Annotated in this window: 28 protein-coding genes; 21 read left to right on the top strand and 7 right to left on the bottom strand. The window is 37.4% G+C overall.

Going from position 1 to position 25,887, the window contains the following annotated elements:
• Window positions 1–2 precede the first annotated feature (2 nt).
• The 5 genes from ctaD to FH508_RS04760 all read left to right on the top strand — a co-directional run bounded on the left by ctaD (window position 3) and on the right by FH508_RS04760 (window position 4,611).
• Complete coding sequence (ctaD, locus tag FH508_RS04740; RefSeq protein ID WP_173477885.1) at window positions 3–1,886, top strand: cytochrome c oxidase subunit I; 1,884 nt, start codon at window positions 3–5, stop codon at window positions 1,884–1,886.
• The gene (locus FH508_RS04745) at window positions 1,886–2,512 is read left to right on the top strand and encodes a cytochrome c oxidase subunit 3 (protein ID WP_173477884.1); all 627 of its coding nucleotides are present in this window, start codon (window positions 1,886–1,888) and stop codon (window positions 2,510–2,512) included. The genes ctaD and FH508_RS04745 overlap by 1 nt, the downstream gene beginning before the upstream one ends.
• Window positions 2,512–2,856, top strand: a complete 345-nt coding sequence (locus tag FH508_RS04750) for a cytochrome C oxidase subunit IV family protein (protein ID WP_173477883.1) — start codon at window positions 2,512–2,514, stop codon at window positions 2,854–2,856. The genes FH508_RS04745 and FH508_RS04750 overlap by 1 nt, the downstream gene beginning before the upstream one ends.
• Window positions 2,857–3,184: 328 nt before the next feature.
• The gene (ctaG, locus tag FH508_RS04755) at window positions 3,185–4,114 is read left to right on the top strand and encodes a cytochrome c oxidase assembly factor CtaG (RefSeq protein WP_173477882.1); all 930 of its coding nucleotides are present in this window, start codon (window positions 3,185–3,187) and stop codon (window positions 4,112–4,114) included.
• A 35-nt stretch (window positions 4,115–4,149) separates the two neighbouring features.
• Window positions 4,150–4,611, top strand: a complete 462-nt coding sequence (locus FH508_RS04760) for a DUF420 domain-containing protein (protein ID WP_173477881.1) — start codon at window positions 4,150–4,152, stop codon at window positions 4,609–4,611.
• Between the two features lie 17 nt (window positions 4,612–4,628).
• Here FH508_RS04760 and ytvI read toward each other — a convergent pair whose 3' ends face one another.
• Window positions 4,629–5,693 (bottom strand): sporulation integral membrane protein YtvI, encoded by a 1,065-nt coding sequence (gene ytvI, locus FH508_RS04765; RefSeq protein WP_173477880.1) that lies wholly within the window; start codon window positions 5,691–5,693, stop codon window positions 4,629–4,631.
• A gap of 209 nt (window positions 5,694–5,902) precedes the next feature.
• Window positions 5,903–6,304 (bottom strand): YugN family protein, encoded by a 402-nt coding sequence (locus FH508_RS04770; protein ID WP_173477879.1) that lies wholly within the window; start codon window positions 6,302–6,304, stop codon window positions 5,903–5,905.
• Between the two features lie 147 nt (window positions 6,305–6,451).
• Between FH508_RS04770 and FH508_RS04775 the strand changes: the two genes are divergently transcribed.
• On the top strand, window positions 6,452–7,591 hold the full coding sequence (locus FH508_RS04775; protein ID WP_173477878.1) for a CAP domain-containing protein: 1,140 nt from the start codon (window positions 6,452–6,454) through the stop codon (window positions 7,589–7,591).
• A gap of 363 nt (window positions 7,592–7,954) precedes the next feature.
• A complete protein-coding gene (locus tag FH508_RS04780; RefSeq protein ID WP_173477877.1) occupies window positions 7,955–9,424 on the top strand; it encodes a UDP-N-acetylmuramoyl-L-alanyl-D-glutamate--2,6-diaminopimelate ligase in 1,470 nt (489 codons plus the stop codon).
• On the opposite strand, the gene FH508_RS04785 is transcribed toward FH508_RS04780, so the two are convergent.
• Window positions 9,402–9,905, bottom strand: coding sequence for a PaaI family thioesterase (locus tag FH508_RS04785; RefSeq protein ID WP_173477876.1), 504 nt, complete (start codon window positions 9,903–9,905; stop codon window positions 9,402–9,404). The two genes, FH508_RS04780 and FH508_RS04785, sit on opposite strands and share 23 nt — an antisense overlap.
• A gap of 86 nt (window positions 9,906–9,991) precedes the next feature.
• Here FH508_RS04785 and FH508_RS04790 point away from each other — a divergent pair, with 86 nt between their 5' ends.
• Both FH508_RS04790 and FH508_RS04795 read left to right on the top strand, forming a co-directional pair.
• On the top strand, window positions 9,992–10,438 hold the full coding sequence (locus tag FH508_RS04790) for a YlbF/YmcA family competence regulator (RefSeq protein WP_173477875.1): 447 nt from the start codon (window positions 9,992–9,994) through the stop codon (window positions 10,436–10,438).
• 356 nt (window positions 10,439–10,794) lie between these two features.
• Window positions 10,795–11,850: a tartrate dehydrogenase gene (locus FH508_RS04795; protein ID WP_173477874.1), complete on the top strand. Its 1,056-nt coding sequence runs from the start codon at window positions 10,795–10,797 to the stop codon at window positions 11,848–11,850.
• Window positions 11,851–11,907: 57 nt separating this feature from the next.
• Here FH508_RS04795 and FH508_RS04800 read toward each other — a convergent pair whose 3' ends face one another.
• Entirely contained in the window at window positions 11,908–12,813 is a 906-nt protein-coding gene (locus tag FH508_RS04800; protein WP_173477873.1) for a glycerophosphodiester phosphodiesterase family protein, read from the bottom strand.
• A 225-nt stretch (window positions 12,814–13,038) separates the two neighbouring features.
• Between FH508_RS04800 and FH508_RS04805 the strand changes: the two genes are divergently transcribed.
• Window positions 13,039–13,311, top strand: a complete 273-nt coding sequence (locus tag FH508_RS04805; RefSeq protein ID WP_173477872.1) for a YlbG family protein — start codon at window positions 13,039–13,041, stop codon at window positions 13,309–13,311.
• 2 nt (window positions 13,312–13,313) lie between these two features.
• Here FH508_RS04805 and FH508_RS04810 read toward each other — a convergent pair whose 3' ends face one another.
• Window positions 13,314–13,703: a DUF7147 family protein gene (locus FH508_RS04810; protein WP_173477871.1), complete on the bottom strand. Its 390-nt coding sequence runs from the start codon at window positions 13,701–13,703 to the stop codon at window positions 13,314–13,316.
• Between the two features lie 57 nt (window positions 13,704–13,760).
• Between FH508_RS04810 and FH508_RS04815 the strand changes: the two genes are divergently transcribed.
• The 3 genes from FH508_RS04815 to coaD all read left to right on the top strand — a co-directional run bounded on the left by FH508_RS04815 (window position 13,761) and on the right by coaD (window position 16,314).
• Window positions 13,761–15,182 (top strand): RNA polymerase II, encoded by a 1,422-nt coding sequence (locus FH508_RS04815; RefSeq protein ID WP_173477870.1) that lies wholly within the window; start codon window positions 13,761–13,763, stop codon window positions 15,180–15,182.
• 75 nt (window positions 15,183–15,257) lie between these two features.
• A complete protein-coding gene (gene rsmD / locus FH508_RS04820; protein ID WP_173477869.1) occupies window positions 15,258–15,824 on the top strand; it encodes a 16S rRNA (guanine(966)-N(2))-methyltransferase RsmD in 567 nt (188 codons plus the stop codon).
• 1 nt (window position 15,825) lies between these two features.
• The gene (gene coaD, locus FH508_RS04825) at window positions 15,826–16,314 is read left to right on the top strand and encodes a pantetheine-phosphate adenylyltransferase (RefSeq protein ID WP_173477868.1); all 489 of its coding nucleotides are present in this window, start codon (window positions 15,826–15,828) and stop codon (window positions 16,312–16,314) included.
• Between the two features lie 191 nt (window positions 16,315–16,505).
• On the opposite strand, the gene FH508_RS04830 is transcribed toward coaD, so the two are convergent.
• Window positions 16,506–17,483 (bottom strand): hypothetical protein, encoded by a 978-nt coding sequence (locus tag FH508_RS04830; RefSeq protein ID WP_173477867.1) that lies wholly within the window; start codon window positions 17,481–17,483, stop codon window positions 16,506–16,508.
• A gap of 42 nt (window positions 17,484–17,525) precedes the next feature.
• Here FH508_RS04830 and FH508_RS04835 point away from each other — a divergent pair, with 42 nt between their 5' ends.
• Entirely contained in the window at window positions 17,526–18,572 is a 1,047-nt protein-coding gene (locus FH508_RS04835) for a SepM family pheromone-processing serine protease (RefSeq protein ID WP_173477866.1), read from the top strand.
• Between the two features lie 145 nt (window positions 18,573–18,717).
• Here FH508_RS04835 and FH508_RS04840 read toward each other — a convergent pair whose 3' ends face one another.
• On the bottom strand, window positions 18,718–19,929 hold the full coding sequence (locus FH508_RS04840; RefSeq protein ID WP_139860424.1) for a nucleotidyltransferase: 1,212 nt from the start codon (window positions 19,927–19,929) through the stop codon (window positions 18,718–18,720).
• Between the two features lie 259 nt (window positions 19,930–20,188).
• On the opposite strand from FH508_RS04840, the gene FH508_RS04845 reads away from it, so the two are divergent.
• The 7 genes from FH508_RS04845 to bshC all read left to right on the top strand — a co-directional run bounded on the left by FH508_RS04845 (window position 20,189) and on the right by bshC (window position 25,800).
• Complete coding sequence (locus FH508_RS04845) at window positions 20,189–20,722, top strand: YceD family protein (protein ID WP_139860422.1); 534 nt, start codon at window positions 20,189–20,191, stop codon at window positions 20,720–20,722.
• Window positions 20,723–20,746: 24 nt separating this feature from the next.
• A complete protein-coding gene (gene rpmF, locus FH508_RS04850) occupies window positions 20,747–20,920 on the top strand; it encodes a 50S ribosomal protein L32 (RefSeq protein WP_010858320.1) in 174 nt (57 codons plus the stop codon).
• Window positions 20,921–21,145: 225 nt separating this feature from the next.
• Window positions 21,146–21,913: an enoyl-CoA hydratase/isomerase family protein gene (locus FH508_RS04855; RefSeq protein ID WP_173477865.1), complete on the top strand. Its 768-nt coding sequence runs from the start codon at window positions 21,146–21,148 to the stop codon at window positions 21,911–21,913.
• A 110-nt stretch (window positions 21,914–22,023) separates the two neighbouring features.
• On the top strand, window positions 22,024–22,401 hold the full coding sequence (locus FH508_RS04860) for a transcriptional regulator (protein ID WP_173477864.1): 378 nt from the start codon (window positions 22,024–22,026) through the stop codon (window positions 22,399–22,401).
• Window positions 22,402–22,789: 388 nt separating this feature from the next.
• Window positions 22,790–23,692 carry a ketopantoate reductase family protein gene (locus FH508_RS04865; protein ID WP_173477863.1) on the top strand — a complete coding sequence of 301 codons (903 nt, stop codon included), beginning with the start codon at window positions 22,790–22,792 and terminating at the stop codon, window positions 23,690–23,692.
• The gene (locus FH508_RS04870; RefSeq protein ID WP_139860190.1) at window positions 23,689–24,084 is read left to right on the top strand and encodes a DUF3397 domain-containing protein; all 396 of its coding nucleotides are present in this window, start codon (window positions 23,689–23,691) and stop codon (window positions 24,082–24,084) included. The genes FH508_RS04865 and FH508_RS04870 overlap by 4 nt, the downstream gene beginning before the upstream one ends.
• Before the next feature lie 99 nt (window positions 24,085–24,183).
• On the top strand, window positions 24,184–25,800 hold the full coding sequence (gene bshC, locus FH508_RS04875; protein WP_139860192.1) for a bacillithiol biosynthesis cysteine-adding enzyme BshC: 1,617 nt from the start codon (window positions 24,184–24,186) through the stop codon (window positions 25,798–25,800).
• Window positions 25,801–25,887 lie beyond the last annotated feature (87 nt).

Here is a 25,887-nt window from a genome sequence, read left to right on the forward strand (position 1 = left end):
TTGTGAGCTCATATACACAGAAAAAGGGCTTTGGAGCAGCTGTCTGGGATTACATTACAACTGTTGACCATAAAAAGTTAGCAATAATGTATTTATTAGCCGGTACATTGTTCTTCGCTATCGCTGGTTTTGAAGCGTTATTAATGCGTATTCAGTTAATGAAACCAAATAACGATTTCGTTTCAGCTGGTTTTTTCAATGAATTATTAACGATGCACGGAACGACAATGTTATTCCTTGCCGCGACACCATTACTATTCGCATTTATGAACATGCTTGTACCATTACAAATTGGTGCACGTGACGTTGCATTCCCATTCCTTAACTCTTTAGGGTTCTGGTTGTTCTTCCTAGGTGCAGTATTCCTTCACCTATCATTCTTTATGGGTGGCGCACCTGATGCGGGCTGGACATCTTATGCATCATTATCTTTATATTCTCCAGGACATGGTATTGACTTCTATGTACTTGGTTTACAAATTTCAGGGGCGGGTACGTTAATTTCAGGTCTTAACTTTATCGTAACGATTATTACAATGCGTGCTCCTGGTATGACATTTATGCGTATGCCATTATTCACTTGGACGGCTCTAGTATCAAGTGCGTTAATCTTATTCGCATTCCCTCCATTAACAATTGGTTTATTAATGATGTTATTTGACCGTATGTTCGGTGGTAACTTCTTTGACCATACAATGGGTGGTAACACAGTAATTTGGGAACACTTATTCTGGATCTTCGGACACCCAGAAGTTTACATTTTAGTATTACCTGCTTTCGGTTTATTCTCGGAAATTATCCCAGCATTCTCTCGTAAGCGTCTATTCGGATACTCTTCAATGGTATTCGCAACAATTTTAATTGGTTTCCTAGGCTTCATGGTTTGGGCTCACCACATGTTCACAACTGGTCTTGGGCCAACTGCAAACGCAATTTTCGCTGTTGCAACAATGGCAATTGCCGTTCCAACAGGTATGAAAGTATTCAACTGGATCTTAACTATTTGGGGCGGATCTATTAAAGTTACAACACCAATGCTATATGCACTTGGTTTCATCCCGTCATTCGTTGCGGGTGGTGTTACTGGGGTAATGCAAGCATCTGCTCCACTTGACTACCAATTACACGATTCTTACTTTATCGTTGCTCACTTCCACTACGTAATCGTTGGTGGTATCGTAACTGCTCTATTCGGTTCAGCGCACTTCTACTGGCCAATTTTCTTCAACCGTATGTTAAACGAAGCGCTTGGTAAATTGACTTTCTGGGTATTCTTTATCGGATTCCATTTAACATTCTTCGTACAACACTTCTTAGGTTTAATGGGTATGCCACGTCGCGTATTCACTTACATGGAAGGTCAAGGTTGGGATCAGTTCAACTATATTTCTACAATCGGTGCATTGATGATGGGTGTTGGGGTTATCTTAATGGTAATTAACTGCTTAATGTCTATCAAAGGTAAACCAGCAGGTCGCGATCCATGGGGCGATGGACGTACTTTAGAATGGTCAATTCCACAACCAATTCCATTCTATAACTTCCGTCAAACACCACTTGTTCGTGGTCTTGATCCATGGTGGATTGAAAAGCAAGAAGGTAATAAAGATGTTACATTTGCTGAGCCATTAGGTGATATTCATATGCCAAACAACTCTGCAATTCCATTTGTAATTTCTTTAGGTATGTTTATCGCAGCATTCGGTGCACTTTATAATCCAGATGCAGATAAACCATGGTCAATTTACATTTTAATTATTGGTCTTGTTATTACATTTGGCGCGATGATTTTCCGTTCTGTTAAGGACGATCATGGCTTCCACTTACACAAAGAAGACATTCTTGAAATTGAAGAACAACTTTACGGTAAAGGAGGAAATAAATAATGGATATCAATACTAAATTTACTCCTCATACTTGGCCAGATCATCCTGAACAAGCAACGATGGAAGGAAAAAATAAAGTCGTTGGTTTCTGGATTTTCCTTGCCTGTGAAGTTGTACTTTTCGCAAGTTTATTTGCGACTTACTTAGCACTTAAGAACAAAGGGCCAGCTGGCATGGAGTTCACAACACAAGGTTTATTTGAATTACCGTTAGCATTTGCGATGACGATGTTACTATTAACGTCTTCGCTGACATCAGTTTATGCAATCTACCATATGCGTAACTTTAATTACAAAGGTATGCAAACTTGGTTAGCAATTACGTTACTTTTAGGTCTTGGCTTCCTTGCCCTAGAAATTTATGAGTTCCAACACTATGTGCACCTTGGTTTCACATTTAACCAATCTGCATTCGCAACTTCGTTCTATACGCTAGTAGGTACACACGGTTTCCACGTAACTTTAGGTTTAGTATGGATTACGACTTTACTTGTTCGTAACGCTAAACGTGGTCTTAACTTGTACAATGCGCCTAAATTCTTTGTGGCTGCATTATACTGGCACTTTATCGACGTTGTTTGGGTATTTATCTTTACAGTAGTATACTTGATGGGAGTGATCGGATAATGTCATCACACGATACACCTGTAGTTGCTAAGTCTCAAGCTCAATTCGAGTATGATCGTCATCATAATGCCGTTCATATGCGTAAACAAGTAATCAACTTTGCGATCATGATTTTCTTAACGTTTATCGCGTTCGCTGTCGTTGCTGCTGGTTTTTCTAAATACTTAATAGCTCCATTTGTGTTATTGCTTGCAGGCGTTCAAGTTGTTCTTCAACTTTATGCTTTCATGCACTTAGAAGACAAAAAAACACACTTCGGTGGTGTTATTGGATTCTTTATGTGGATGGGGATATTAATCGCATTTACATTCTTCTTAGCATTTTTAACAATTATTTGGTGGTAATCACCAAAAAAGCATGTTCTCTGCTCTTCGCGGAGACGTGCTTTTTTTTGTTTTGCTAATAGAATGTAGTGCTGGTAAATTGTTCACCGTTCGTTCATTGCAGTATAGCTGTAAGCGTTTTATAATAGGAGTACTGAGTTTTCATTATGTCTCTGTTTAATTGTGCCCGTTTTTATTGTGCTAACGCTAAAAAAACACGACATTCGCTAGAGGCTTAACTTTATTTTGTAGAAGTTTGTATCCAAGATAAGTAAAACATTTTGGTATGCATCACTCGCTTAAGGCGTTAGGAATGTATGCTGGAAAAAGTTAAAGGAGCGCGTATTGTATGCCACTTAGTATATTTGGTTTCCAAGCTTTATGGAGCCCGTATTTAATAGGGGTTCTCGTTTTTATAACAGCGATCTACTTTTTAGTGACAACGAAATGGCGTAAAGATTTTAAAGTAAGTGAGCCATTGAAAAAAAGTGAAGCAATTTATTTTGTATTGGCAATGATTACGATTTATATTATTAAAGGTTCTCCGATTGATTTAATGGCCCATATTATGTTTACAATGCATATGGTCCAAATGGCGATTCTTTTATTGCTTGTGCCAATATTCTTAATTAAAGGTATTCCATGGTGGGTGTGGAAAGTTGCTATTGAAGCGCCTGTTGTCAAACCTTTATTTAAAGTGTTAACATTACCAGTGGTTGCGATATTTGTTTTTATAGGTTTATTTTCTATCTACCATTTACCATCAGTATTAGATTACATTAAATTAAACGAAACATTACATGGTACTTATACATTTGTATTATTTGTTTCTTCTGTTTTAATGTACTGGCCTCTAATTCAAAAAATACCAGATAGTGATGAAATGAAACCTTTGCATAAATTAGCGTATATTATTGCCAATGCTGTTTTAATTACACCTGCATGTGCATTAATTATTTTTGCGCCTAACGCTATGTATGAAACATATACGAGTGGTGAAGCTTGGCTCAAAGCAATGGAGCTATGTGTACCAGCCTCAACTTTATCGGGCTTGTCTTTATCTGGACCAGAGTTATTTACAGATATGAAGCCTGCTGCGGATCAGCAACTTGGTGGTGTTCTTATGAAAATCTTACAAGAGCTTATTTTTGGTGTTTTAATCGGCGCTATTTTTACAAAATGGTATCGTTCTGAGCAAAAGGACCCTGATAAAATTACTGCCGATGCATTAAAGGCACACCAACAGAAATGGGAAAGAGAACATCAACATCAGCTGTAATAATTGAAATTTATTTTGTATAAGGGGTTTTGTGAATGGAATTGCAAATTTTGCCTACTATTAGTACATCATTTATTGTAATAAGTGCTGTACTTGTAGCAATTGGTTGGGGCTTAATTATAAAGGGAAAAGTAGAAGCACATAAAAAGGTTATGTTAGCTGCTGGTGTTGCTGCACTTTGCTTCTTTATCATCTACGCTTCACGTACGGTCTTTATTGGTAATACAGCTTTTGGTGGCGGAGAGGATTTAAAACCTTACTATACATTCTTTTTAATTTTCCACATTACATTAGCAACGGTTGGAGCTGTGTTTGGACTAGTTAGTATTATTTCAGGTTTAAAAACAAACATTAAGCTTCATAAGCGAATTGGGCCAATTACAAGCATTATTTGGTTCTTTGTAGCCGTAACAGGTGTTATGGTGTACATGTTACTGTATATATTATTTGAGCCAGGCGAAACAACGTCTGTTATTAAAGCGATTTTAGGATTTTAACATAAAAATCTCCCTCCTTACTCTTGAGAAGGTGGGAGATTTTTTGTAGAAGGCTGATTAAATAAAGAAAGAGCAACGACAACGAGTAGAGGGCCGATTAAAATACCGAGAAAACCAAATATTTTAAAGCCGATAAACATTGCGATAAAAGTGGAGAGCGAAGAAAGACCAATTTTATCACCAATAATTTTTGGTTCAATCATACGACGTATTAAAAATAGGATGACTGTCAGCACAACTAAGGCAATAGCAAAGACGTAATCACCAGTAAACGCTTTGTAAATTGCCCAAGGTAACAGTAAAATAAATGAGTCTAAAAAGGGAATAATATCTAAGACGACAATTAAAAGTGCTAATATAAAGGGAAATGGTGTTTTTAATAAAAAAAACGATATTAAGGCGACTGCAAATATACAAATTCCAACAAGTAATTGAGCTTTTATAAAGCCGAATAATGCCACTTTAACACGCTCTCCGATAAAAAGGATTTTTTGATGGTAATGAAAAGGGATTGGTGCCAATAATCTTTGGTTGATGGATGGTAAATCTAAAAGTAGCATATATAGCACTATCCAATACACGAAAATATCAAATAACAGAGATGGTATATAGGAGAGTAACGACGACCAATCATTAATATTTGTTAAGGAAAGTGCAAATTTTTCAATGGAAGATAGTCCTCGTCCAATCATTACTTGAATTTGTGCCACAAGATCTAAAGGTAAATGGTACGTATAATTGGCTAGCTTGGATTGGATTTGAATCCATAGTGCTGACAATTGGTTAAGATAATCTGGAATATGAATAATAAATGATGAAAACTGTTTCCAGCTTATATAGCCAATGAGAATACATAATAGTAATGTTATACAAAAAAAGAAAACTAAAAAAATGGAGACAATGATTTTACGCTTTTTTCGAAAGCGTTCGCTCATTCGAATAATGAAAGGCTCTAATAATAGTGCGGTTACATAGGCAAGAAGTATAGGAAAAGATAAGGATAAAAACCAAAGTAAAATTAATCCTATAGCGATAACGATTATAGGATGGCGAAAAAAGGGTCTTTTAAAAAATTCTATCAAGTATCTCACCTACATCATTTGAAAGATATAGTTAGTATGAGAAGAAAAAAATTTTTTACTCAAAATAAAAAAGACTGGACCACCAGTCTTTTCTTAATAATCATACATATACATTTTTATGACAGCTTGCATTTTAGCAGCAAGTAAACATGAACTTATTGTAGCATCAATGCCATCGTTTTAGGTCATTAATATGCAAAGACATTGGCTTAAGCGTTAACAGTTTCCAACGCTTTTTTGTTAGAAGGAGACTCAACTACGAATGCTTCTAAGTCTAATCTTACTTTTTTTAAGATTTCATCACATTTTTTTACAAGATGAGCTGGGAACACTTCATCGTCACCATACTCAACACCATGTGGATAGTAGTATTTACCAAGAGCTGGTTTCATTAATGTAAGGACAGCATCGTGTGCACCAACATCACCTGATTGCGCATATGCGAATACGCGTAGGTAGTAACGGCCTTCACGAGTATCGAAACGACGGTCGAAAGTCATGCGTTCGTAATCCCAAGCACCGTCACATTCTAATCCATTATTTTTCATAATGTTTTCAATTAGTTCTTGGTCAGCTGTTAAATTTTCAAGGTTAGTATTCTCAAAATACATCTAATAATCCTCCTTTAGCTTTTCGTACAAAGTATACGCTCATTTTTATAATAGAGCATATTTGACATTGTTGCAATGACAACATTGTGTCAACACGTTTACAATTGATATAATAACTTACAATAATGGGGAAGAAAGGGGTCGAGTATGAAAGCTTTATTTCGCATTTTAATTGCCTGTGCAACGATTGCGTTTATCGGCTTTATGTTCTTTAGTACGCCCAAGGAAAATGAGCCACTAGAAGGGCCAAATGCCAGTTCAAATATTATTCCGAAAACAGAACTGGAGCAGCCAGAAGTTGGAGCGATGACACGTCCGCAAAGTGGTATGTCGACATTAATTGGCCAAGGAATACAAGTTGTCTTAGAACAATATGGTGAACCAGCAAGGAAAGAGCCTTCATCGTTTGGTTACGAATGGTGGGTTTATAAAACAAGTGTATCAACATTTTTTATGTTAGGTGTGCAAAATGATGTTGTGACACAAGTATACATAGCGGGTGATAAGCTAGATGCTACACCTTTTAAAATAGGTCAGAAGCGGGACGATATTTACCGAATGACCATTATTGATTATGAAGTAGCTGCCAATGTCGGGGAGAATATTTTCATTTTCTCTATGAGTGAGGAAGATATGCAGACTAGACTACTTATAAAATTTGATGGGCTGTTTGCACAGCTTTATATTGATAGCGAAACGAGTGCACTACAAGGTGTTCGCTTCACTGATAGCGAGACGCTCGTACTTCATCAACCTTACGAAATGATTTATCAAGGGGAGCTTGTTAGTCCTACACCGCCTTCCTCATTTTTACAGCAGGACATCAATGAAGCTAGTACGGCACAGCTTGATGATTTAATTAATGTCACGCGTGTTCATCATGATTTAGCGCCGTTGGCATTTGATGAAAAATTAGAGGAAGTAGCTAAATTGCACAGTGAAGATATGAAGGTGCAAAATTTTTCTGGTCATGAGTCTCCAACAAATGGAGATTTAAAGAAACGTTTAGACTCACAAGAAATTGCTTATAGTAATGCGAATGAAAACCTTGCCACAGCATACTTTGATGCGATTGAAGCAATGCATGGCTGGTTAAATTCACCTGAACATCGCAAAGTGATTTTAAACGATAAATATACTGCTGTAGGATCAGGTGTCTTTTTAAATTACTATACACAAATTTTTATGGAGCCATCGAAGGAAAAAGATGATAGTGAAGAATCCGTAGAGGAAACTGAGAGTGACAGTCACTCAAACAATTCTGAATTTTCGCGGCGCTACCAGTAGGGTTAACTAAGTAAAAATTTATGCGGGAACAGCTCAAAACGTAAGAGGCAACAAACTGTACGACAGCGAGGTTAGCCGCTTACTGAAAAGCGAATTGGATTTTTTCGATATAGTGCCCATGTTAAGTGACAGGCACTCAAACAATTTTATTTATAGAAGATTGTCTTGATTAATTCAAGACAATCTTTTTTTGTGCTTAAAATCGGCAAAATCGAACGACTAATATTTTTTGTACTGGTTAATGGATTGCAAGATTCCACCTTTAAAATAGCCCGTTTAACTGGCATGAGGAGGCATCTACATTTTTCGTCACACCGTTACAAAAGCCGTCATATGATAGAGAACTGAAAGGAGGATGAGACATTGCAATTAGCTGAGCTATTGAAAGATTGGCCATGTAGTGTAACTGGTGGATCCATTCGCACAATCATTACTGGTGTAGAGGATTATGCACAAGCGGTGAAACCTGGAGATATTTTTATTGTGCGAAAAGGAAAAAAAACATCGGGCAGTCGTTTTGTAAAAGAAGCACTGGCAAGAGGAGCTGCGGCCGTCGTATCCGAGGAAAGTATTGCAATACCATTCAGCGATCAAAACATTCCTTTCGTTTGGGTACCGAATACCGCTTTGTTTTTATCATATGCAAGCGCAAAGCTAGCTGCTTTTCCAGCTGAAGCTTTGTCGGTAATTGCCATAACAGGAACGAATGGAAAAACAACAGTAAGTCATTTTGTAAGCCAATTACTAAAGGCTTTACATAAAAATGTAGCAGTTATTGGAACAGTAGGCTTCTTTGTTAATGGGCAAAAACAACAAACAGAATATGAGCAATTAACAACATTACAAGCAAAAGAGCTCCATCCTATTTTAAAACAATGTGTTCGTCAAGGTGTTACACATGTTGTTTTAGAAGCTTCCTCAATGGGATTGCAACAACATAGACTTGATCATTGCGACATTGATTGTGGAGTATTTCTAAATTTATCAGAGGATCATATAGAAGACCATGGAGGGCTAGAAGCGTATAAACGTGCTAAAAAAAGGTTAGCCGATTTATCTAAAAAAATTGTGTTAAACGGAGACGATAATTTTTGCCGATCCGTTGGTATTTACGACAAGAAAAAATCTTGCTCATTTGGCTTTGACAATCACAATGATTTACATATCCAAATTGTGAGTGAAACCATTGGAAAAACTGTACTATGTTTGCAAACGTCAACGACTGAACACATCATTGCCATACCTTTTGTTGGTAAGTATCATGTGCAAAATGCAGTAGCTGCATTCATGGCGGTGTGGCGTTTAGGCTTCTCGATGGATGAAGTAGCTGAACATATGTGGGAACTAAGATTACCAGAAGGTAGACTAGAGCGCATAGATAACCCACTTGGGATTGAAGTGTATGTAGATTACGCACATACGGCAGAGGCATTGCAGGCAGTATTACAAACCTTTGATAGTAAGAAGACCATCTACCTTGTGTTTAGTTGTGGTGGCAATAGAGATAAGGCAAAACGTTTTGCAATGGGTGCTGTAGCAAGCAAGTATGCAGATGTTATTTTTTTAACAACTGATAATCCAAGAGATGAGGACCCTATAGTAATTAATGAAAGTATTATTGCTGGTTTTTCAGAACAGCAATATTATGAAATTTTTTTAGACCGTAAAGTTGCGATCCATCAAGCATTGGCTAAAGCGCAAAAAGGAGATATTGTGCTTGTTGCCGGAAAAGGGCATGAACAAACACAGCAAATAAAAAATCAAAAATTCCCTTTTTCCGATCAACAATGTATTAAAGATTATTTCTCTGTTATGACTGACGGCGCTGAATAACGAAGAACGAAGCGGTGGCAATTGCCAGTTTACGACCAGTTTCATCCTCAATGTCACATTCCATTACAAGTGTTTGACGTCCTTTATGAACAAAACGACCTCGTGCAATTAACTCTTTATTGGTTGTAGTGGCGATATAGGACACGTTAATATTTGTTGTCACAACATTAAAGCCTGCTGGAACAGAACGCGATGCGAGTCCGCCCATTGCGGCATCAGCTATTGTCGCAATAATCCCTCCATGCGGAACTTTAATGGTATTGTGAATCACGGGCGTAATCGGTATCCGTACTTCACTACTGTCTGGCTCGAAGTTGCCTACCATATGTAAAGCAGCATTGATATAACGGCGATGTATACCTTGTTGTTTATCGTGAATACCATTTAGCAAGTGTAATAATACTTCCTCATCCTCCGCTGTACTATTTTGTAAAATAGTAGCAAGTAATTCTTCAATTTGTCCTTTAGATGATGTTACCAATTTTAAAACTCCTTCATTTAGAAATATCAATAATGTAAAATTACCATAAAATCTGTTATGATGGGTATTAGATTGGGGGAATTAAAATGATGATAACCTCTGAATGGGCAATCATTTTAGATGAGGCAGATGCGCTTTGCGAAATGATTCTTTCCTCCGAACCTGCGAATACGCTTAGGTTAGCGTATAATGCCGTTTATAGCGATAGTGAGCTGGTTGAAGCTATTTATGCATTTGGTCGCATGAAGGAGCAATACGAAGATGTACAACGTTTCGGAAAATATCATCCGGATTATCATACAATTATGAAATCGATTCGTCAGCAAAAGCGCTCACTCGATTTAAATGAAAAGATTTCAGCATTAAAGTTAGCTGAAAATGATTTTCAAGATTTACTAGATGAAATAAGCTTGCTTATTGGGAAAACTGTTTCTGAAGCAGTAAAAGTACCAGTAAGTAATCCGTTTTTCGCATCCAATTCTTCATGTGGAAGCGGTTGTGGGTCAGGTGGCTCATGCTCCTGTTCTGCATAATATAAATCGTATCAAAATGACACTGCTTCATTGTAAAGACACAATACCTCTCGAGGTGTTGTGTCTTTTGTTGTATAAATTCATAACCTTATTTTAAGTAGGGAAGGAGCAAAATATTTTATATGTAGATGCTACTAGTTGATTGGTATGAAAGGTGCGACACTCTTGCAGTAAAAGCAAGAGCTAAAATGAGTTGAAGCCGTGCCTGCGGAAAGAGAGCGTCTGGAACGGAAATCAATGTGTCATATTTCTATGTACTAGGTAGAGGCATATCAAATGGATACTGCTTCTATTTTTTTTACAATAAAAATTATATAGTAAGTATGTAAGAAAAGTTGGGAAAAGGGGGCAATGAAATGAATACATATCGAATTGCTGTTATTCCAGGGGACGGTATTGGAAAAGAAGTAGTACCAGCAGCGATAGAAGTTTTAGACAAGGTTGCACAATTAGATGGAAGTTTTCAATTTGAATGGACAACATTTCCTTGGGGCTGTGATTATTATTTAGAAACAGGGAAAATGATGCCTGATAATGGGATTGAACTATTAAAGGGCTATGACCAAATCTTTTTAGGTGCGGTCGGAATGCCGAATTTAGTACCAGACCATATTTCCTTATGGGGATTACTAATTAAAATTCGCCGTGAAATGAAGCAATCTATTAATGTACGTCCAGCAAAGCTACTACAAGGTTTACCATCGCCATTACGTAACCCAAATGGCTTTGACTTTGTTGTAGTACGTGAAAACTCAGAAGGAGAATATTCGGAGAGTGGTGGTCGTATTCATAGCGGCCAGGATGAAATTGCTATACAAAACGCCATCTTTACGAGAAAAGGAACTGAACGTGCGATGCGTTATGCCTTCAATATGGCTAAAACACGTCGTCAGCATGTTACAAGTGCAACAAAATCCAATGGTTTAACTTACAGTATGCCATTTTGGGATGAGGTTTTTGAAGAAGTCGGTAAAGATTATGAAGCGATTGGACAAGCGACGAATCATATTGATGCGCTAGCAGCTTTCCTAGTGATGAAACCAGAAAACTTTGATGTAATCGTTGCTTCTAATTTATTTGGCGATATTTTAACAGATTTAGGTGGAGCTATAATGGGAAGTATCGGTATTGCTCCTGCAGCTAATTTAAATATTGAACGCGAATATCCTTCTATGTTTGAACCTGTGCATGGCTCCGCGCCAGATATAGCGGGTAAGGGAATTGCCAATCCGCTTGGTCAAATATGGACAGGTAAAATGATGCTTGATTTTTTAGGTTATCAAGAGCTCGGTACTAAGGTGTTAAATGCAATGGAGGCGACATTGGCGCAAGGCATAAAAACTGGAGATTTAGGGGGAACTGCTACAATGAGGGAGGTAACGGATGCAATTTTAGCTCAATTATCTCAATGATATTATTAAAAGATAAAGGTAAGAGCATATACGATAGTTGCTCTTACCTTTATGTCTTCAATCATGTTCTTGTAGTAATTCAACTGCAATATCAGGTCGATCGGTAATAATTCCTTTTGCACCGTTATTAATTAATTTACTCATCGTTACAGAATCGTTAATTGTCCAATAATGGACAGGGATGTTTAAGTTATTTAAAAACTGAATAAACTTTGGTGAATCGAGCGAAACAACACCTGATTTTGGAGGAATTTGAAATACGTCTACTTTTGGATGATATAAATGTCCGAATTGACTTGAGAATGAAGCAAATGCTTTGCGTACATCTGATTCACCTGCGCCAAGCGCAACTTGATTTTGCGCATATAAATTAAAACGGTCAATTTGTTCACCATAAAAGCTAGTAACAACGACATGATCCTCTGCATGAAGTTCTTCTATTAATCGCCATAGTTTTGAAGGCATTAAACTACCTTCATACGTATCTGGTGCATCTTTAATATCAATATTGATTAACATATTTGGATAGCTTTCTAGTAGTTCACGTAGTGTAACAACGTCAACTTTTTTATCCTTATAAGGTAACTCACCTGCTAAGTCTTCAAATTGATAGCCATGATTCAATGCGTTTATTTCTGCTAATGTCATTTCTGATACGGATCCATAGCCATCAGTCGTACGGTCTACGGTAGCATCATGGAAGACAATAATTTCTTCGTCTTTAGTTAAGCGAATGTCTATTTCAAAGCCATCTACACCTAATTGTGCAGATTTTTCAAAAGCAAGCATTGTATGCTCAGGTTCTAAATGTGCTCCGCCACGATGTGCGAGAATGATCGGGCGATCAAATTGTAATGCTTGTTTCCCTTCACGCTGTTGAGGTTTGGAAATAGCTTTACTACCTGCCCAAGCAGCTGCACTGGCTGCTGCTATTGCAATAGCTATCTTCGTTTTCTTACCCATATTCGTCCTCCTTAACAATCAAATTAATATAAAAGGTGCTGGCGAATTCACTTGCAATGTTCAAGCTAAAGCACTTTTATCTAGCATGAGAGAAAGTAAATCTGTCGATAAACGCGCTATGCTTTTCCATTATAACGGAAAAATGAGCGTTCTGTCAGCTAAACTCTGTTGCTATCATTTTCCGGTCTATGGTATGCTTTTATGTAAGAAATGAGGGGAAACTATATGAACGAACGACAAGGGCTAATCGTTTACGTCCATCAATTAAAACATGCGAAATCACTTCGAAAATATGGTCATGTTCATTACATTTCTCGGAAGCAAAAGTATGTAGTATTATATTGCAATCGAGAGGACATTGAAATGATGACAATAAAATTACAACGCCTTCCATTTGTGAAAGACGTTGTAGAATCTTATCGTCCCTTCGTTAAAACTGAGTTCGAAAATGCAAAGCCAGATAAAGCGAAGGAATACGACTATAAAGCGGGGCTATAACGTCAGTTTAATGCAGGAATATAGTGATGAAGTCTCATTATTCCAATTAAGTATTGATAAAATAGTTTTGGCTCCGAAAATATAGATGAGTGCTTTATTTCTACAACAACCGCTTTTCGACCTAGTTGTTCAATACTTTCTTCGAACATCATTTGACGCTTGGAAGGCTTTTCTTCATTGAATGGAATGCCTTCGCGACAAATATAAATCGGCATGAATTTACTGTCTCCGACTGGTTTTAAAGCGATAGCTAAAGAAGCTACCTTTTTATCTTCTTTTGTAGATGTTAGTATAAAGGCTTGGTGAAAGCGACCTTGATTCGTTTTAATAATTTCAAGTAGTTCATAAACATCGCCATAGCCTTCTCCTAATTCTATAAATTGTTGTGGCATTTAATATTGCACATCCTTTCCAATACACATAGTATCATGCTGCGGGAGGTCAAGCACATGAAATTTGCAGTCAGCTTTTTTTCAATTTTAGTATTAGTTGTATCGGGTGTGTTGTTTTTCCAATATCAGGCGTATTCATCGGATTTAGAGACAGGAAATGGTACATTCCATTATTCGCAGGAAATTGAGATTGTCTATCGTGAAAATAGTCTAGATATTCGTCATCATTTTAAAAACTTACCAAATCAAAAGGTAAAAATAAAATGGCCTGAAGATGCGACAAACCCAACATGTTTTATCGATAACGAAAATAGTTGTAATCGTTTATCTGAGGAAGTCTCCTATTTTGAAAAAGGAGAAACAAAATCACAATCTGTTTCATACATAATCCCAATTGAGGGTGGCCTAAAAGATAAAATGTTGCTTCAAAATATCTTTGCCACGTTAACGAATGGAGAAGTATCATATTCAGTCATTCATATTTCAACAGATAGTAAAACTGTTGGACAATGGATAACAGGTCTACCTTTAGTTGGTCAGCAACAATTATCACTTGTTAACTACACAATGTTTAGCGGCAATGGTACAGCGAGTGATTTATATTGGCAGGCTGGTGAGTTAAAAGCGCAAGAGCAAACACCTGTGTTAACAATTTATGCACAGCAAGCAATTTCAAAAGATTTCCTAAAGTCACTTGAAAATTTAAAGTTTTTAAATGATGAGCATATTGCGATTATACAAGAGAAAAATCCTGTTGCGCAGCATGACGAACGTTTATTATTTTTACCAACGCTCACAGCACAAGCAGTTGAGCAAGAAGTAATCCTTTCGCAAATTCATTCACAATATAATTTTGAAAATTCACCAGCATGGTTGGCTGAAGTTGTGGCATCCTATTTAGTGAAGGATACGATTGGTTCAGAGAAGACAAAGGAAATGGTGCAGACATTAAAAGACTACATGACTGCAAGCCAGCAGTTAGCATGGCAGGAAGCGATGGATAACCTAGGACAAGAATCCATTTCTCCAGAAACAATGGATAAGCTACTTTCAACTGTGTTGAATGGAAAAACTTCTTATTTCCAATTAAATGCAGCACAAGAAAATGGTACGTATCCATTATTAATGGAAGATGAGCGTAGTATTTATGTAGATGGCATTCATAAAAAAGATGTGCATGTTATTTTATATGAAGGTCAAGTATTATACAGTGCCGACACATTACTACCTTACCTAGGATATACAGCTGGCGAAGGGAAAAACGGTTATTATGTAAATAGTGACAATCGAACATTCCGCTTCCCGAAAGAATCAGGATTCTACGTGTTCAATCAACGTAGATATTCCACAATTTCTGATCCAATTATAAAAATTGTTGATCATTATTATGTAGAAGAAGCTTGGCTACAACGACTATTTTTAGTAGAACTACAAAAAAGTGATGGTCGCATTCAAGTTTTAACACAAGCACAAGAATAATTTTTTGCAGCGGAGGAGTTCTTTCGCTGCAAAAATGCTTTCTATTTGTAACAGAAAGTACGGTGAAATACATCTATGAGAGTAGTAGCAGGAGAACGTAAAGGAATGCCGTTAAAGGCAGTTGCAGGGAGTACAACAAGACCTACAACAGACAAAGTAAAAGAATCCATATTTAATATAATCGGTCCGTTTTTTGATGGTGGAACAGCATTGGATTTATTTGCAGGGAGCGGCGGGTTAGGAATAGAGTCGCTCAGCAGAGGTGCAGAACATGCTATCTTTATTGAAAAGGACGCTAAAGCATATCAGGTATTGCAGGAAAATATTAAGAAGTGTCGGTATGAAAACTGTTCTGAGCTTTTTCGTATTGATGCAAAGCGCGCTGTGAAAGCGCTCTTAAAGCGTGATATTTCATTTAATCTTGTATTTTTAGATCCGCCTTACCACCATAAAGAATACTATGATTTAGTACAGGTGCTTGTCGATCATGATAAAGTACAACCCAATGGTATTATTTTATGTGAACATGCAAAAGAAGTAGAATTACCAACTAGTTTTGGTGCTTTTCTATTACAGAGACAAGAAACATATGGCGGAACGATTATTTCGGTCTATCGTTGTGCTGGGGAAGAGGGAGAGTAAGTTGGAGAAAATTGCTGTTGTTCCTGGAAGTTTTGATCCTGTTACATTTGGTCACCTAGATATAATTAAGCGTGCAGCTGATGTTTTTGATATTGTCTATGTTGCAGTTTTAAACAATTCATCAAAGAATCCGTTATTTTCTGTAGAGGAACGTATGGCGTTAATGGCAGAAGTAACAAAGGAATTGCCGAATGTACGAATTGAGAGTTCTTCAGGTCTGCTTATTGATTATGCGAAAGAAAAGAACGCAAAAGCGATTGTGCGCGGCCTTCGAGCGGTTTCAGATTTTGAATACGAAATGCAAATTACTTCAATGAACCGCTTTCTTGATGAAACGATTGAAACATTTTTTATCATGACAAAAAATCAATATTCGTTCTTAAGCTCTAGCATTGTGAAAGAAGTAGCGAAGTATGGTGGCAATGTGCATGAACTTGTTCCAGCTTGCGTGGAACAAGCTTTAAAAGAAAAATACGGTTTTGCTAAATAACAAATAGAGGACTATAGACAACTCGAAAATTCCGAGTGCTGTCTATAGTCCTTTTTTAATTGTGTGAGTGCCTGGCACTTTCTACGGGCATGTGACAAGCCGTACCCTTCCTTGTCGCGTCTTACGTTTCGTGCTTTTTGCAGGAATCAAACGGTCTTGGTAGACAAAATTGTGTGAGTGTCAGGCACTTATTATTTTAAGAAAAAAAGAGCATAAATAGTAGGCACAATGATTATGCTAAGAAGGCGAAATTTGATATATGGTCTGACTGAAAGCTTGGCTGATTTTGCAATTACAAAAATTTGTAAATGGATACTAATGCTTTGCATTGTCAGCATAATGACAACCAGCAATGATAAGTACTGGAAATCTCCGAATTCTGTGACAGTCATTTTTAATCCGTTTGTTACTTCTAGTATAGCGGCAATAGCATGTTCGACTGATTGTGGAAGATTGGGCAACATTTTATCTAAGCTTTGTTGTAAAATCGTTTGAATCGTAGTGAAAAAAATAATGGTCGTTCCAACTAACAAAATGGTTGGTGCTGTTTCTTTTATGCTTTCTGAAAATGGGGATGAATACAAGGTGGTATTGTGTATAGAAATAGTAGGTGGATCGGTTTTACGAAATAAAAAATAACCGACTACTAAGCAACAAATATTAAAACTATGTAGTAAACATAAAAACAGCCAACCAAACGTATTACTGTGTAATAAATCAAGGCTAACAAAGCCTAATACAAAAAGAGGGCTAGGTGCATGACAAACAGCGAGTAAAAAATTTGCCTCCTTAGGGTGTAATTGTCCACTGTTTTTTAGATACACAATGGTTGTAGCTCCTGTTGGATAACCACCGAGAGCGCTTATTAAGTAGGCTTGTACGTATAAAGAAACTCGTTTTGTTTTTGCGCGCATGGGAGCGGTTAAACGAAGTAGCCATTGCGTTAAAATAAGATAAGGTAATAAATACGGAAATAACGCCTCCATAAATAGATTCAATCCTAAATCTGTACCAGTATGAGCAGTTTGTGGGAATAACAAGAGTAATAGGATAAGAAGTATGCAGAGCGCTATTTGAATTGTCGCAAACATGTGATCATCTCGTTTCAACTTTTTGTCATTCACATAGGCAAATGCTAAAATTAATATATGTGAAAAAGGCAAAAACATGAACTACTGGTTTTTGCATGCGTCTTGGGAGGTGTCCATTCAATGAAGAAAAAAATTGGTTTTTATGCAGTGTTTTTAGTCGCGCTTTGTTTTTTAATGCTATACCGACTAGACGCGTATATTATGAAGCCTGGAAGTGCATACGATGTAAGTAAATTTGTGAGTGTCGCTAATAATCATACGGATGAAGCGGGCTCAATGAGTTTAATGACAGTTGCTATGCAGCAAGCCACACCGTTTTCGTATCTATGGGCGAAAACGCAAAAATATGAAAAAATAATGGATATTCAACAAGTAAGAAATCCATTAGAGGATGACGAGGAATATAATATCCGACAGTTAAAGTTAATGTCTGACTCTCAATTTAATGCAAAATATGTGGCCTTTCAAAGAGCTGGGTTAGAGACGAAGATACACTTCAATGGTGTATTTGTATTAAATGTCTTAGATGGTGGCGCCTCAGATGGTTTATTAAAAGCTGGTGATGAAATAACAAAAGTGGACGGTACAGATATTTCGAATCAACAAATGCTTGTTGATTTGTTGTCAACAAAACAAATAGGTGACAAAGTGACCATTCAATTATTACGAAATCAAAAAGAACAAGAAGAAACGATTACTTTGAAGGAAATTCCTCAAACAGAGCAAAAAAAAGCTGGGTTAGGAATTACCTATGCAGAAAGTAAGTCGATTGAAACGAATCCAAGTGTCACAATGCATACAGAAGATATTGGTGGTCCTTCAGCAGGTCTTATGTTTACACTGGAAATTTTAAATCAATTATTGGATGAGGATTTAACAAAAGGCTATGCAGTAGCTGGAACTGGTGAAATGCTTATTGATGGAACAGTTGGGCGAATTGGTGGTATTGATTACAAAATCATTGCAGCCGATCGAGATGGCATGGAAATCTTTTTTGCGCCTGATGATGAAATCTCAACTGAAATGAAAGCGAAGTATCCTGAATTAGAATCAAATTATGCAACGGCAGTGAAAACGGCTAAAGAGATCGGTACAAAAATGAAAATTGTACCTGTGAAAACGGTCGATGATGCAATTGCGTATTTAAAACAATTAAAGGCTAAATAAATGCCTATTTGTGTTTGTTTAAAGAGAAAAAGTGTTAGATTGATGGCCATCAATCTAACACTTTTTGCTATGCTGGATGTTTATTAAGGTAGTTGTTTGCTCTATAACTCAATCAGCTGTGAAGACGTTGCATCGTATTAATTTGCTAAAATCGAATTGGTGGCGTTTGGAAATCTTTTGGTAATGGGGATTTCTGGGACCCTTGCTCTATACTAAAGTTATATACTTCAGCAGCGTGTATATCTACAGCGAGCATAGTATCATTTGTAGAAGCAACGCGACTTATTAACGGTAATGTAAAGTCTTTTTTATGCATACCTAAGTACGCTTGTCCTTGCGTACTCATGCCAAGTAATCGAATTGTAGAAGGGGATTGGAAGCTCTTAAGTTGCTCCTTCGTAAAACCAGTGTAAATATGTGTCAGCATGCGTTGCAGACGTGTCCAAGTATAGCGTTTAGATTTTATTTTCTCCATAAAGCTACTAAATGAGCTACTCGTCTTCGCTGCTTTTAGTAGTGCGTGCTCTATGCCCTCTGTTACTTCCGCATAGCGCGTTAGCTCACTTGCTGTATGCCGAATAAGGGTAAACTGTAAAAACGGCCAAAACGCCTCCCAACTAGCAAAATTTTTATGTTGCTCATACCAATCTTGCAAATAATGAAAGGAAGCTTGCGGGAGTACATCACGAACGCTTTGTAATGTGCCTGTCGTAGCAAGTGCTTTACGAATGCCAGTGGCACTTGCAATCGATGCGCCCTCCTGCATAGCGTCGTGATATCCTGCTGCTATACGTGGAATCGTTAAAGGCTTAATAGCACTCCCTAGTGTCATAGCCGCTTCAATATAATGGAAGCCTAGTATATTGTTTGGTTGTGCTAAGTCAATGTATGTAGCAGGAAACTTTTGTGAAAGCTGTTCATAGGCATAATGTAAGCTTTTAGGATAGCTAACACCTGTTTTAACGCTTTCTTTAATAAGTGCGTCATATTCGGTGCGGTGCTTCGTAATTAATTGGTACGTATTCATAAAGGGTTGTATTGAGCCATCTTCGCTACCGAAAGCAAAAGCATCACAGCGAATTGCCGATAATAATGCAATCGCCCCCTTTGCGAAATCCGTAGCGGGTGCGGTACTATAGACATACGGTAGCTCAATTACAATATCAACTCCGCTAGCGAGGGCCATTTTTGTACGTGTCCATTTATCTACCATGGCAGGTTCACCGCGCTGCAAAAATGTACCGCTCATAACAGCAATTGCTATATCTGCTTGCGCTACTTTTTTTGCCTGTTCTAAGTGATAAGCATGTCCATTGTGAAAAGGATTATATTCAACAACAATACCAACTGCTTTCATTACGTAAAACCCCCTTTATTTCTATTTGGTGCTACTTGTTTCTGACCAATCAGGTTGCTACAAATAGTTTTATAGTGCCTTTAGCTATTCTTTGCACATTGCTATTGAAATTTTTGTATAGGTTGTGTATTGTGGCTAAGTAGCATAATTATGATGTACTTAATTATAGGTGGGTTTTCGAGTGGTGACAAGAAATTATCTTGACATCTATTTTTACACATTATATAATCAACAGTGTTGTCTCGAGGTGATTAAACGAATGAAATGGTCAATTCATCAATTATCTAAATACCGTCAAGACGGAATGCCGATCGATACCTATGTCCAATTGGATGAGGTGATGGAGCGAAACCAGGATATTCGAGCAATTTCGCCCGTTCATGTAAAAGGGCTATGTACATTCGGTGCATCGCAAATGACTTGTCAGCTTACTGTGACAGCTACGTTAACACTCCCGTGTGCTCGCACTTGGGAAGATGTTGAGTTTCCTATCAACGTTGAGACAGTTGAAATGTTCAGCTGGATTGACGAAGAAAAAAGAGGGGAAGATGACGGTGATATTCACTATCTAGATGGTGATGTTATCGACATGAAGCCAGTTATTGAGGAGTTAGTTCTTCTTGAGGTACCAATGCAAGTATTCAAAGAGAATACCGAAGGACAAGTGCATGGTGGTAAAAACTGGTCTTACGCAACTGATGAAGACGTGGAACTTCACAAAAAAACTGACGAACCAAAAGTGGATCCAAGACTAGCTGATTTAGCTAAGTATTTTGATCAAACAGACGAATAGACGATCTGTAAGGAGGTGCCATCAATGGCTGTACCATTTAGAAGAACTTCTAAAACTGCAAAAAGAAAGCGTCGTACGCATTTCAAACTATCTGTACCTGGTATGGTAGCTTGCCCAAACTGTGGTGAAGCAAAATTATCACACCGTGTTTGCAAAGCTTGCGGACAATACAAAGGTAAAGAAGTAGTAAGCAAATAATACAGTGTTTGCTCACTTAAAAGGCTAGTAGAGAGACCATGGCTCTTTACTAGCCTTTTTGTTTATGTGAAGTGACAGAATTTTTAATAAATATTATAAAGTTATATAGTACTATAATAATTGTGTGATACAATTTATTTAACTTGTAGTCAGTGGGGGCTTAGGGGTTTTTAGTTGGCTCCGATTACACTAAACATAATTGAAGGGGACTAAGGGGGAACAGTAGTGGCTTATATAATTGACAATCAAGATGGGATTATGACATTTACTATAAATCGTGAGGAAAAGCGTAACGCTGTGAACGATGAGGTAATGAATGGTCTTCGGGAAGTAATTACATATATACAAAATCATGACGATGTACGTTTTTTAGTCGTGACAGGAGCGGGGGAAAAATCCTTTTGTTCAGGTGGCGATTTATCGGAGTTTCATTCCCTTGAAACGGAAGATGAAGCGTTTGGTATGTTAAGTAAGATGGGTGAGATTTTATATGATCTTGCTACATTGCCAGTACCGACGATTGCGTTAATCAATGGAACAGCTGTAGGTGGAGGTTGTGAGATAGCGACTGCTTGTGATTTTCGCTTAGTGGCGAGTCATGCTAAATGTGGCTTTATTCAAGGAACATTAGCAATTACAAGTGGATGGGGTGGCGGTACATACTTATTTGAACGAGGTTTACGTCATGATCGCGCAATGAAGATGCTAGTGGATGCAAAGCCATATCCAGCTGAATTACTATATGACATTGGTTGGGCGATGCGCGTATTTGAGGGATCGAAGCAACTTGCGTTAAATGATTTTATTGAACATATGCGTAAAATTCATCCTTCTGTGCACAAGGCATATAAAGAAATTGAACTTCTTAAATGGCGTGAACGTAATATGTATGAGCGTGTAATGGAGGAAGTTCGCACATGTGCAAAATTGTGGGAGAGCGAAGCACATCATGAGGCAGTTAATAATTTTCTAACTAAAAAGAACAATAAATAGCGTATAGTGGCAGTGATTACATTCAAACATAATCACTGTCTTTTTTCGTCCTGTGATTCTATTTTGCCTGATAACGCATATAGTAGTAAAAAATGTGAGGGTGATAGATTATGGAACTGAAAAAAAGAAAAGATCAATGGACGAAGGAAGACGATGAAAGATTAGCAGAAATCGTCTTGCATAATGTGCAAAATGGGAAAACGCAGTTAGAGGCATTTGAAATGGCTGCGGATGAACTTGGACGTACAAAACAAGCGTGTGGTTTTCGTTGGAACAAGACGTTACGCGGGCAATATAGTCAATCGCTTTTAGCTGTTCGCAATCAACCTCAACAATCTATGCGAAGTCATTTGAAATTAGCGTTAACGAGTTTTGATGAATTGACAGAAGCTTATCAAAGTCTTGAGATTAAACATCGGGAATTACAAAATGAACATGAAAAGCTAGTGAAGTGGTTACAGCAAGGCTATTCTTTAATGAAAGATTAACGGGTCGAAGGGAAAATGATTGTAAGTAGATCGTTACGTTCTTTTTCAAAGAAAGAGTAAGGTCTTTTAAGAAAATGATGCAAAAGAAGTCATAGAATGTAAACGCTAACGTCGACTCAACATTTTACCTACATTGGATGAAAATAACCATTCTTGTATCATAAACACCAGCTAATCTTGTATAATAGAAACACCTGAAAAGGAGGTGTCTCAGATGAATTTCTGAGGCACCTCCTTCTATGGCGTAAAGAAAATGGTGTTTATGGTATTGTAGAACGAGACAAGTAAATGCTGGAGAAGTTGTTTAGTACTTCAGTTTAGGCTGTTTAAAGGTTTTTTTATTACTGTTTAGATAGCCTCTTTACATTAAGTGGAGGTGGCGAACGTTGTGAATGTAGTAGTTATTGGAGCTGGTGCAGTCGGTCAGCTAATGGCTAGTTTCTTAGTAGAGGCTTGTTTCGATGTGACGTTAGTTGTAAGAAGACAAGAACAAGCCGATGAGCTTAATTTGAAGCATATAACGAGAGTCCATATAGATGGTACAAAGACAATCCATCAAATTGCTTCTAGCGTTGAGTTAGAGATGCTCCCTCGACCAGATTTAATAGTAGTAGCTGTAAAATATGGTCATTTACAAAATATCTATAAACAATTATTAGGTTTCCCTCAGGAAGTGCCAGTATTGTTTGTACAAAATGGACTAGCGCATTTTGATGAGGCATTGCGCTTACCACAAAATACAATTGCATTTTGCTCAGTTTCTTTCGGTGCGCAAACTATTGATTTGACAACTGTTCAACATAGAGGCGTGGGTTTGTGCAAAATAGGAGTAGCGCGTGGAAGTAGTGTTGTATTTGAAAAGTTGCTACACTTGAAAAATCCGTTATTTCCAATAGAGTTGGTTGAAAACGCCGAACAAATGCTTTTTGAAAAAGCAGTTTTCAATTGTATGATTAACCCGATAACAGCTGTTTTGCAAATGAAGAATGGGGAGTTAGTTACGAATAAGCACGCATACTTGTTAATGCATACCATATATCAAGAGCTAACAGAGGCTTTTAAAGGCATTGAAAGTACTATTCCGTTTTCAGCAGTAATCGCTTTGTGTGAAAAAACAGCGGCGAATACCTCATCTATGCTAGCTGATCGTATACAAGGGAGAAAAAGTGAGGTAGAAACAATTGTTGGGGCAGTTTTACAAAAAGCTGCTGCAAATGGTTACCCATTACCTACATTGCGAACTTTATATCACCAAGTTCTAGCGCTTGAAGAGAGCGGTGGGCAATCTTGAAAGATTTTTTACATATAGTCATCAGCGTTATTATTTTTTGTCCAATTCTTTTATTTGGCATTGTCTATGTTATTAGTCGAAAGGTTAATATTCGTGGTACCCATGCCTTTGGAGCCGCATCTGATGTAACAACGTTCTGCTTGTTTTTTTCAGTACCGTTGGCAATTGGAGTGCTGTGGGGAGTGAATGTTGGGGCTATTTTAATAATGCTAGCAATAATACTGGCAATTGTTTTTACATATATAGACTGGCGTACAAAAAGAGAAATTGAGGTAAAGCCGCTACTGCGGAAAATTTGGCGTTTTTTATTTTTAGTACTTAGCGCAGCATATATTTTGATTTGTATAGTCGGCATGATTCAATCTGTTGTAGAATATTTACACTCTGTATAAGCATTTTCTTTTCATGTTGGAGACAGAAGCGTTAAAATAATAGCATTAAAATGTTTACAAGGAATACGATGATTTAGTGAGTAGAGGAGTTTGTGTTAAATGAAACTGGAGTCAATCCAAGTACCCGTGAAAAATCGTGTGCTAGCAGATTATTGGTCGCCAAATACTGCCATTCATGAGTTTTTTGAATATGAGTATAATGATAAATCGTTTGAAAAGCGGGCGAAATATTTGGAGCAACGAGCGTGTGACCAAAAAGAATTAACAGCAATAATTCGTCAGTTTATGGAGCCGCTTGGCTTATCAGAAAAAACGAATGAGCATTTGCAACAACTAGAGCAAGGAGCTGTTGCGGTTGTCGGTGGGCAACAAGCGGGTGTATTAACTGGCCCTCTTTACTCGGTTCATAAGGCAATTTCGGTTATATCATTAGCAAAAGAACAAAGTGAAAAGCTTCAACGACCAGTTGTGCCTATTTTTTGGATAGCTGGAGAAGATCATGACTTAGAGGAAATTAACCATACATTTACAATGCATGATATGGATATTAAAAAACGTGCGTATGGTGAACGTTCGCGAAGAAAAACAATGGCATCGACAACAAGCATAAACAAAGAAGCGATGGTTCAATTAATTAATACGATCATTAAGGATTTTGGAGAAACAGCACACACTGAAAAAATGTTCAATCAACTATTGGAGGCATTGAACAATAGTGAAACATTCACAGATTTCTTTGCGCGACTAATGAATGAGTTGTTTAAAGAAGAAGGGCTGCTCATGATTGATGCGGCAGATGTGAACTTCCGTCATTACGAACGTAATAATTTTGTGCAGCTTATCAACCATAGTGAGGAAATTGCAAAACTAGTAACGGAAAAGGAAGCGGTATTGGAAAGTGCTGGTTACGGGAAGCCGATTTTAGCAACTGATGATGCAGCGAACCTGTTCTATGTCAAAGATGGAGAACGTTTTTTACTAGAAAGACGACACGATCAATTTATCAATTTAGCCGCAAATATCAAACTTTCACGTGAAGAGTTATTAACAATTGCGGAAAAACACACAGAGCAATTAAGTAATAATGTTGTAACGCGTCCATTAATGCAAGAAATGACGTTACCTGTTTTGGCGTTTGTTGGTGGACCAGGTGAGCTTGCATATTGGGCAACATTAAAGGATGCCTTTTCTATATTAGGTTTACAAATGCCAATTTTTGCACCACGTCTCAATATTACGATTGTTACACGACATGTAGAACAACTATTGGGTGAATATCATTTAACAGTAACGGATGTATTGGATGGCAAGGCGACGGCGTTGAAGGAGCAATTTATTGCTGAAGTTCAAGATGATGAGGCGAAACGTCAAATACTAGAGATGCAACAACTAGTTTTAGAAAAATACGCTACTCTTGAGCAATATTTCGCGCAACAACATATGTCGCTAGATAAAATACTTGAAAAAAATAAAGAAAATCATGTGAGGCAGTTTGAGTATTTGCAACAAAAGGTAGAACAAACGGTGCTGAGCAAGCATGAGACGACTATCCGTAAATTTATGACATTACAAAATGAGCTATATCCAAATGATGGGTTCCAAGAACGTTCTTATAATCCTTATCAATATATCAATGAGTTTGGACCTACGTTAATTGATGAAATGCTCAAGAAAACATATAGCGTTGGAAATCACCACTATTTACTTTATTTATAAGAATAAAAAATGTATCTTTAGAACTATTAAAGGCATGTTGGAATTATAGATTTGAAGAAATTTGTCGGTTTAACAGGAAAATAGAGA

The sequence above is a fragment of the Lysinibacillus sp. CD3-6 genome, from assembly GCF_006351725.2.
Classification (GTDB): Bacteria; Bacillota; Bacilli; order Bacillales_A; family Planococcaceae; genus Lysinibacillus.

What these genes read in the sequence shown, in the direction of transcription:
- FH508_RS04745 (WP_173477884.1), top strand. Translation starts at nt 1,886, where the DNA reads ATGGATATCAATACTAAATTTACTCCTCATACTTGGCCAGATCATCCT.
- FH508_RS04750 (WP_173477883.1), top strand. Translation starts at nt 2,512, where the DNA reads ATGTCATCACACGATACACCTGTAGTTGCTAAGTCTCAAGCTCAATTC.
- ctaG (WP_173477882.1), top strand. Translation starts at nt 3,185, where the DNA reads ATGCCACTTAGTATATTTGGTTTCCAAGCTTTATGGAGCCCGTATTTA.
- FH508_RS04760 (WP_173477881.1), top strand. Translation starts at nt 4,150, where the DNA reads ATGGAATTGCAAATTTTGCCTACTATTAGTACATCATTTATTGTAATA.
- FH508_RS04770 (WP_173477879.1), bottom strand. Translation starts at nt 6,304, where the DNA reads ATGTATTTTGAGAATACTAACCTTGAAAATTTAACAGCTGACCAAGAA.
- FH508_RS04775 (WP_173477878.1), top strand. Translation starts at nt 6,452, where the DNA reads ATGAAAGCTTTATTTCGCATTTTAATTGCCTGTGCAACGATTGCGTTT.
- FH508_RS04790 (WP_173477875.1), top strand. Translation starts at nt 9,992, where the DNA reads ATGATGATAACCTCTGAATGGGCAATCATTTTAGATGAGGCAGATGCG.
- FH508_RS04795 (WP_173477874.1), top strand. Translation starts at nt 10,795, where the DNA reads ATGAATACATATCGAATTGCTGTTATTCCAGGGGACGGTATTGGAAAA.
- FH508_RS04800 (WP_173477873.1), bottom strand. Translation starts at nt 12,813, where the DNA reads ATGGGTAAGAAAACGAAGATAGCTATTGCAATAGCAGCAGCCAGTGCA.
- FH508_RS04805 (WP_173477872.1), top strand. Translation starts at nt 13,039, where the DNA reads ATGAACGAACGACAAGGGCTAATCGTTTACGTCCATCAATTAAAACAT.
- FH508_RS04810 (WP_173477871.1), bottom strand. Translation starts at nt 13,703, where the DNA reads ATGCCACAACAATTTATAGAATTAGGAGAAGGCTATGGCGATGTTTAT.
- FH508_RS04815 (WP_173477870.1), top strand. Translation starts at nt 13,761, where the DNA reads ATGAAATTTGCAGTCAGCTTTTTTTCAATTTTAGTATTAGTTGTATCG.
- rsmD (WP_173477869.1), top strand. Translation starts at nt 15,258, where the DNA reads ATGAGAGTAGTAGCAGGAGAACGTAAAGGAATGCCGTTAAAGGCAGTT.
- FH508_RS04830 (WP_173477867.1), bottom strand. Translation starts at nt 17,483, where the DNA reads ATGTTTTTGCCTTTTTCACATATATTAATTTTAGCATTTGCCTATGTG.
- FH508_RS04835 (WP_173477866.1), top strand. Translation starts at nt 17,526, where the DNA reads ATGAAGAAAAAAATTGGTTTTTATGCAGTGTTTTTAGTCGCGCTTTGT.
- FH508_RS04840 (WP_139860424.1), bottom strand. Translation starts at nt 19,929, where the DNA reads ATGAAAGCAGTTGGTATTGTTGTTGAATATAATCCTTTTCACAATGGA.
- FH508_RS04845 (WP_139860422.1), top strand. Translation starts at nt 20,189, where the DNA reads ATGAAATGGTCAATTCATCAATTATCTAAATACCGTCAAGACGGAATG.
- rpmF (WP_010858320.1), top strand. Translation starts at nt 20,747, where the DNA reads ATGGCTGTACCATTTAGAAGAACTTCTAAAACTGCAAAAAGAAAGCGT.
- FH508_RS04860 (WP_173477864.1), top strand. Translation starts at nt 22,024, where the DNA reads ATGGAACTGAAAAAAAGAAAAGATCAATGGACGAAGGAAGACGATGAA.
- bshC (WP_139860192.1), top strand. Translation starts at nt 24,184, where the DNA reads ATGAAACTGGAGTCAATCCAAGTACCCGTGAAAAATCGTGTGCTAGCA.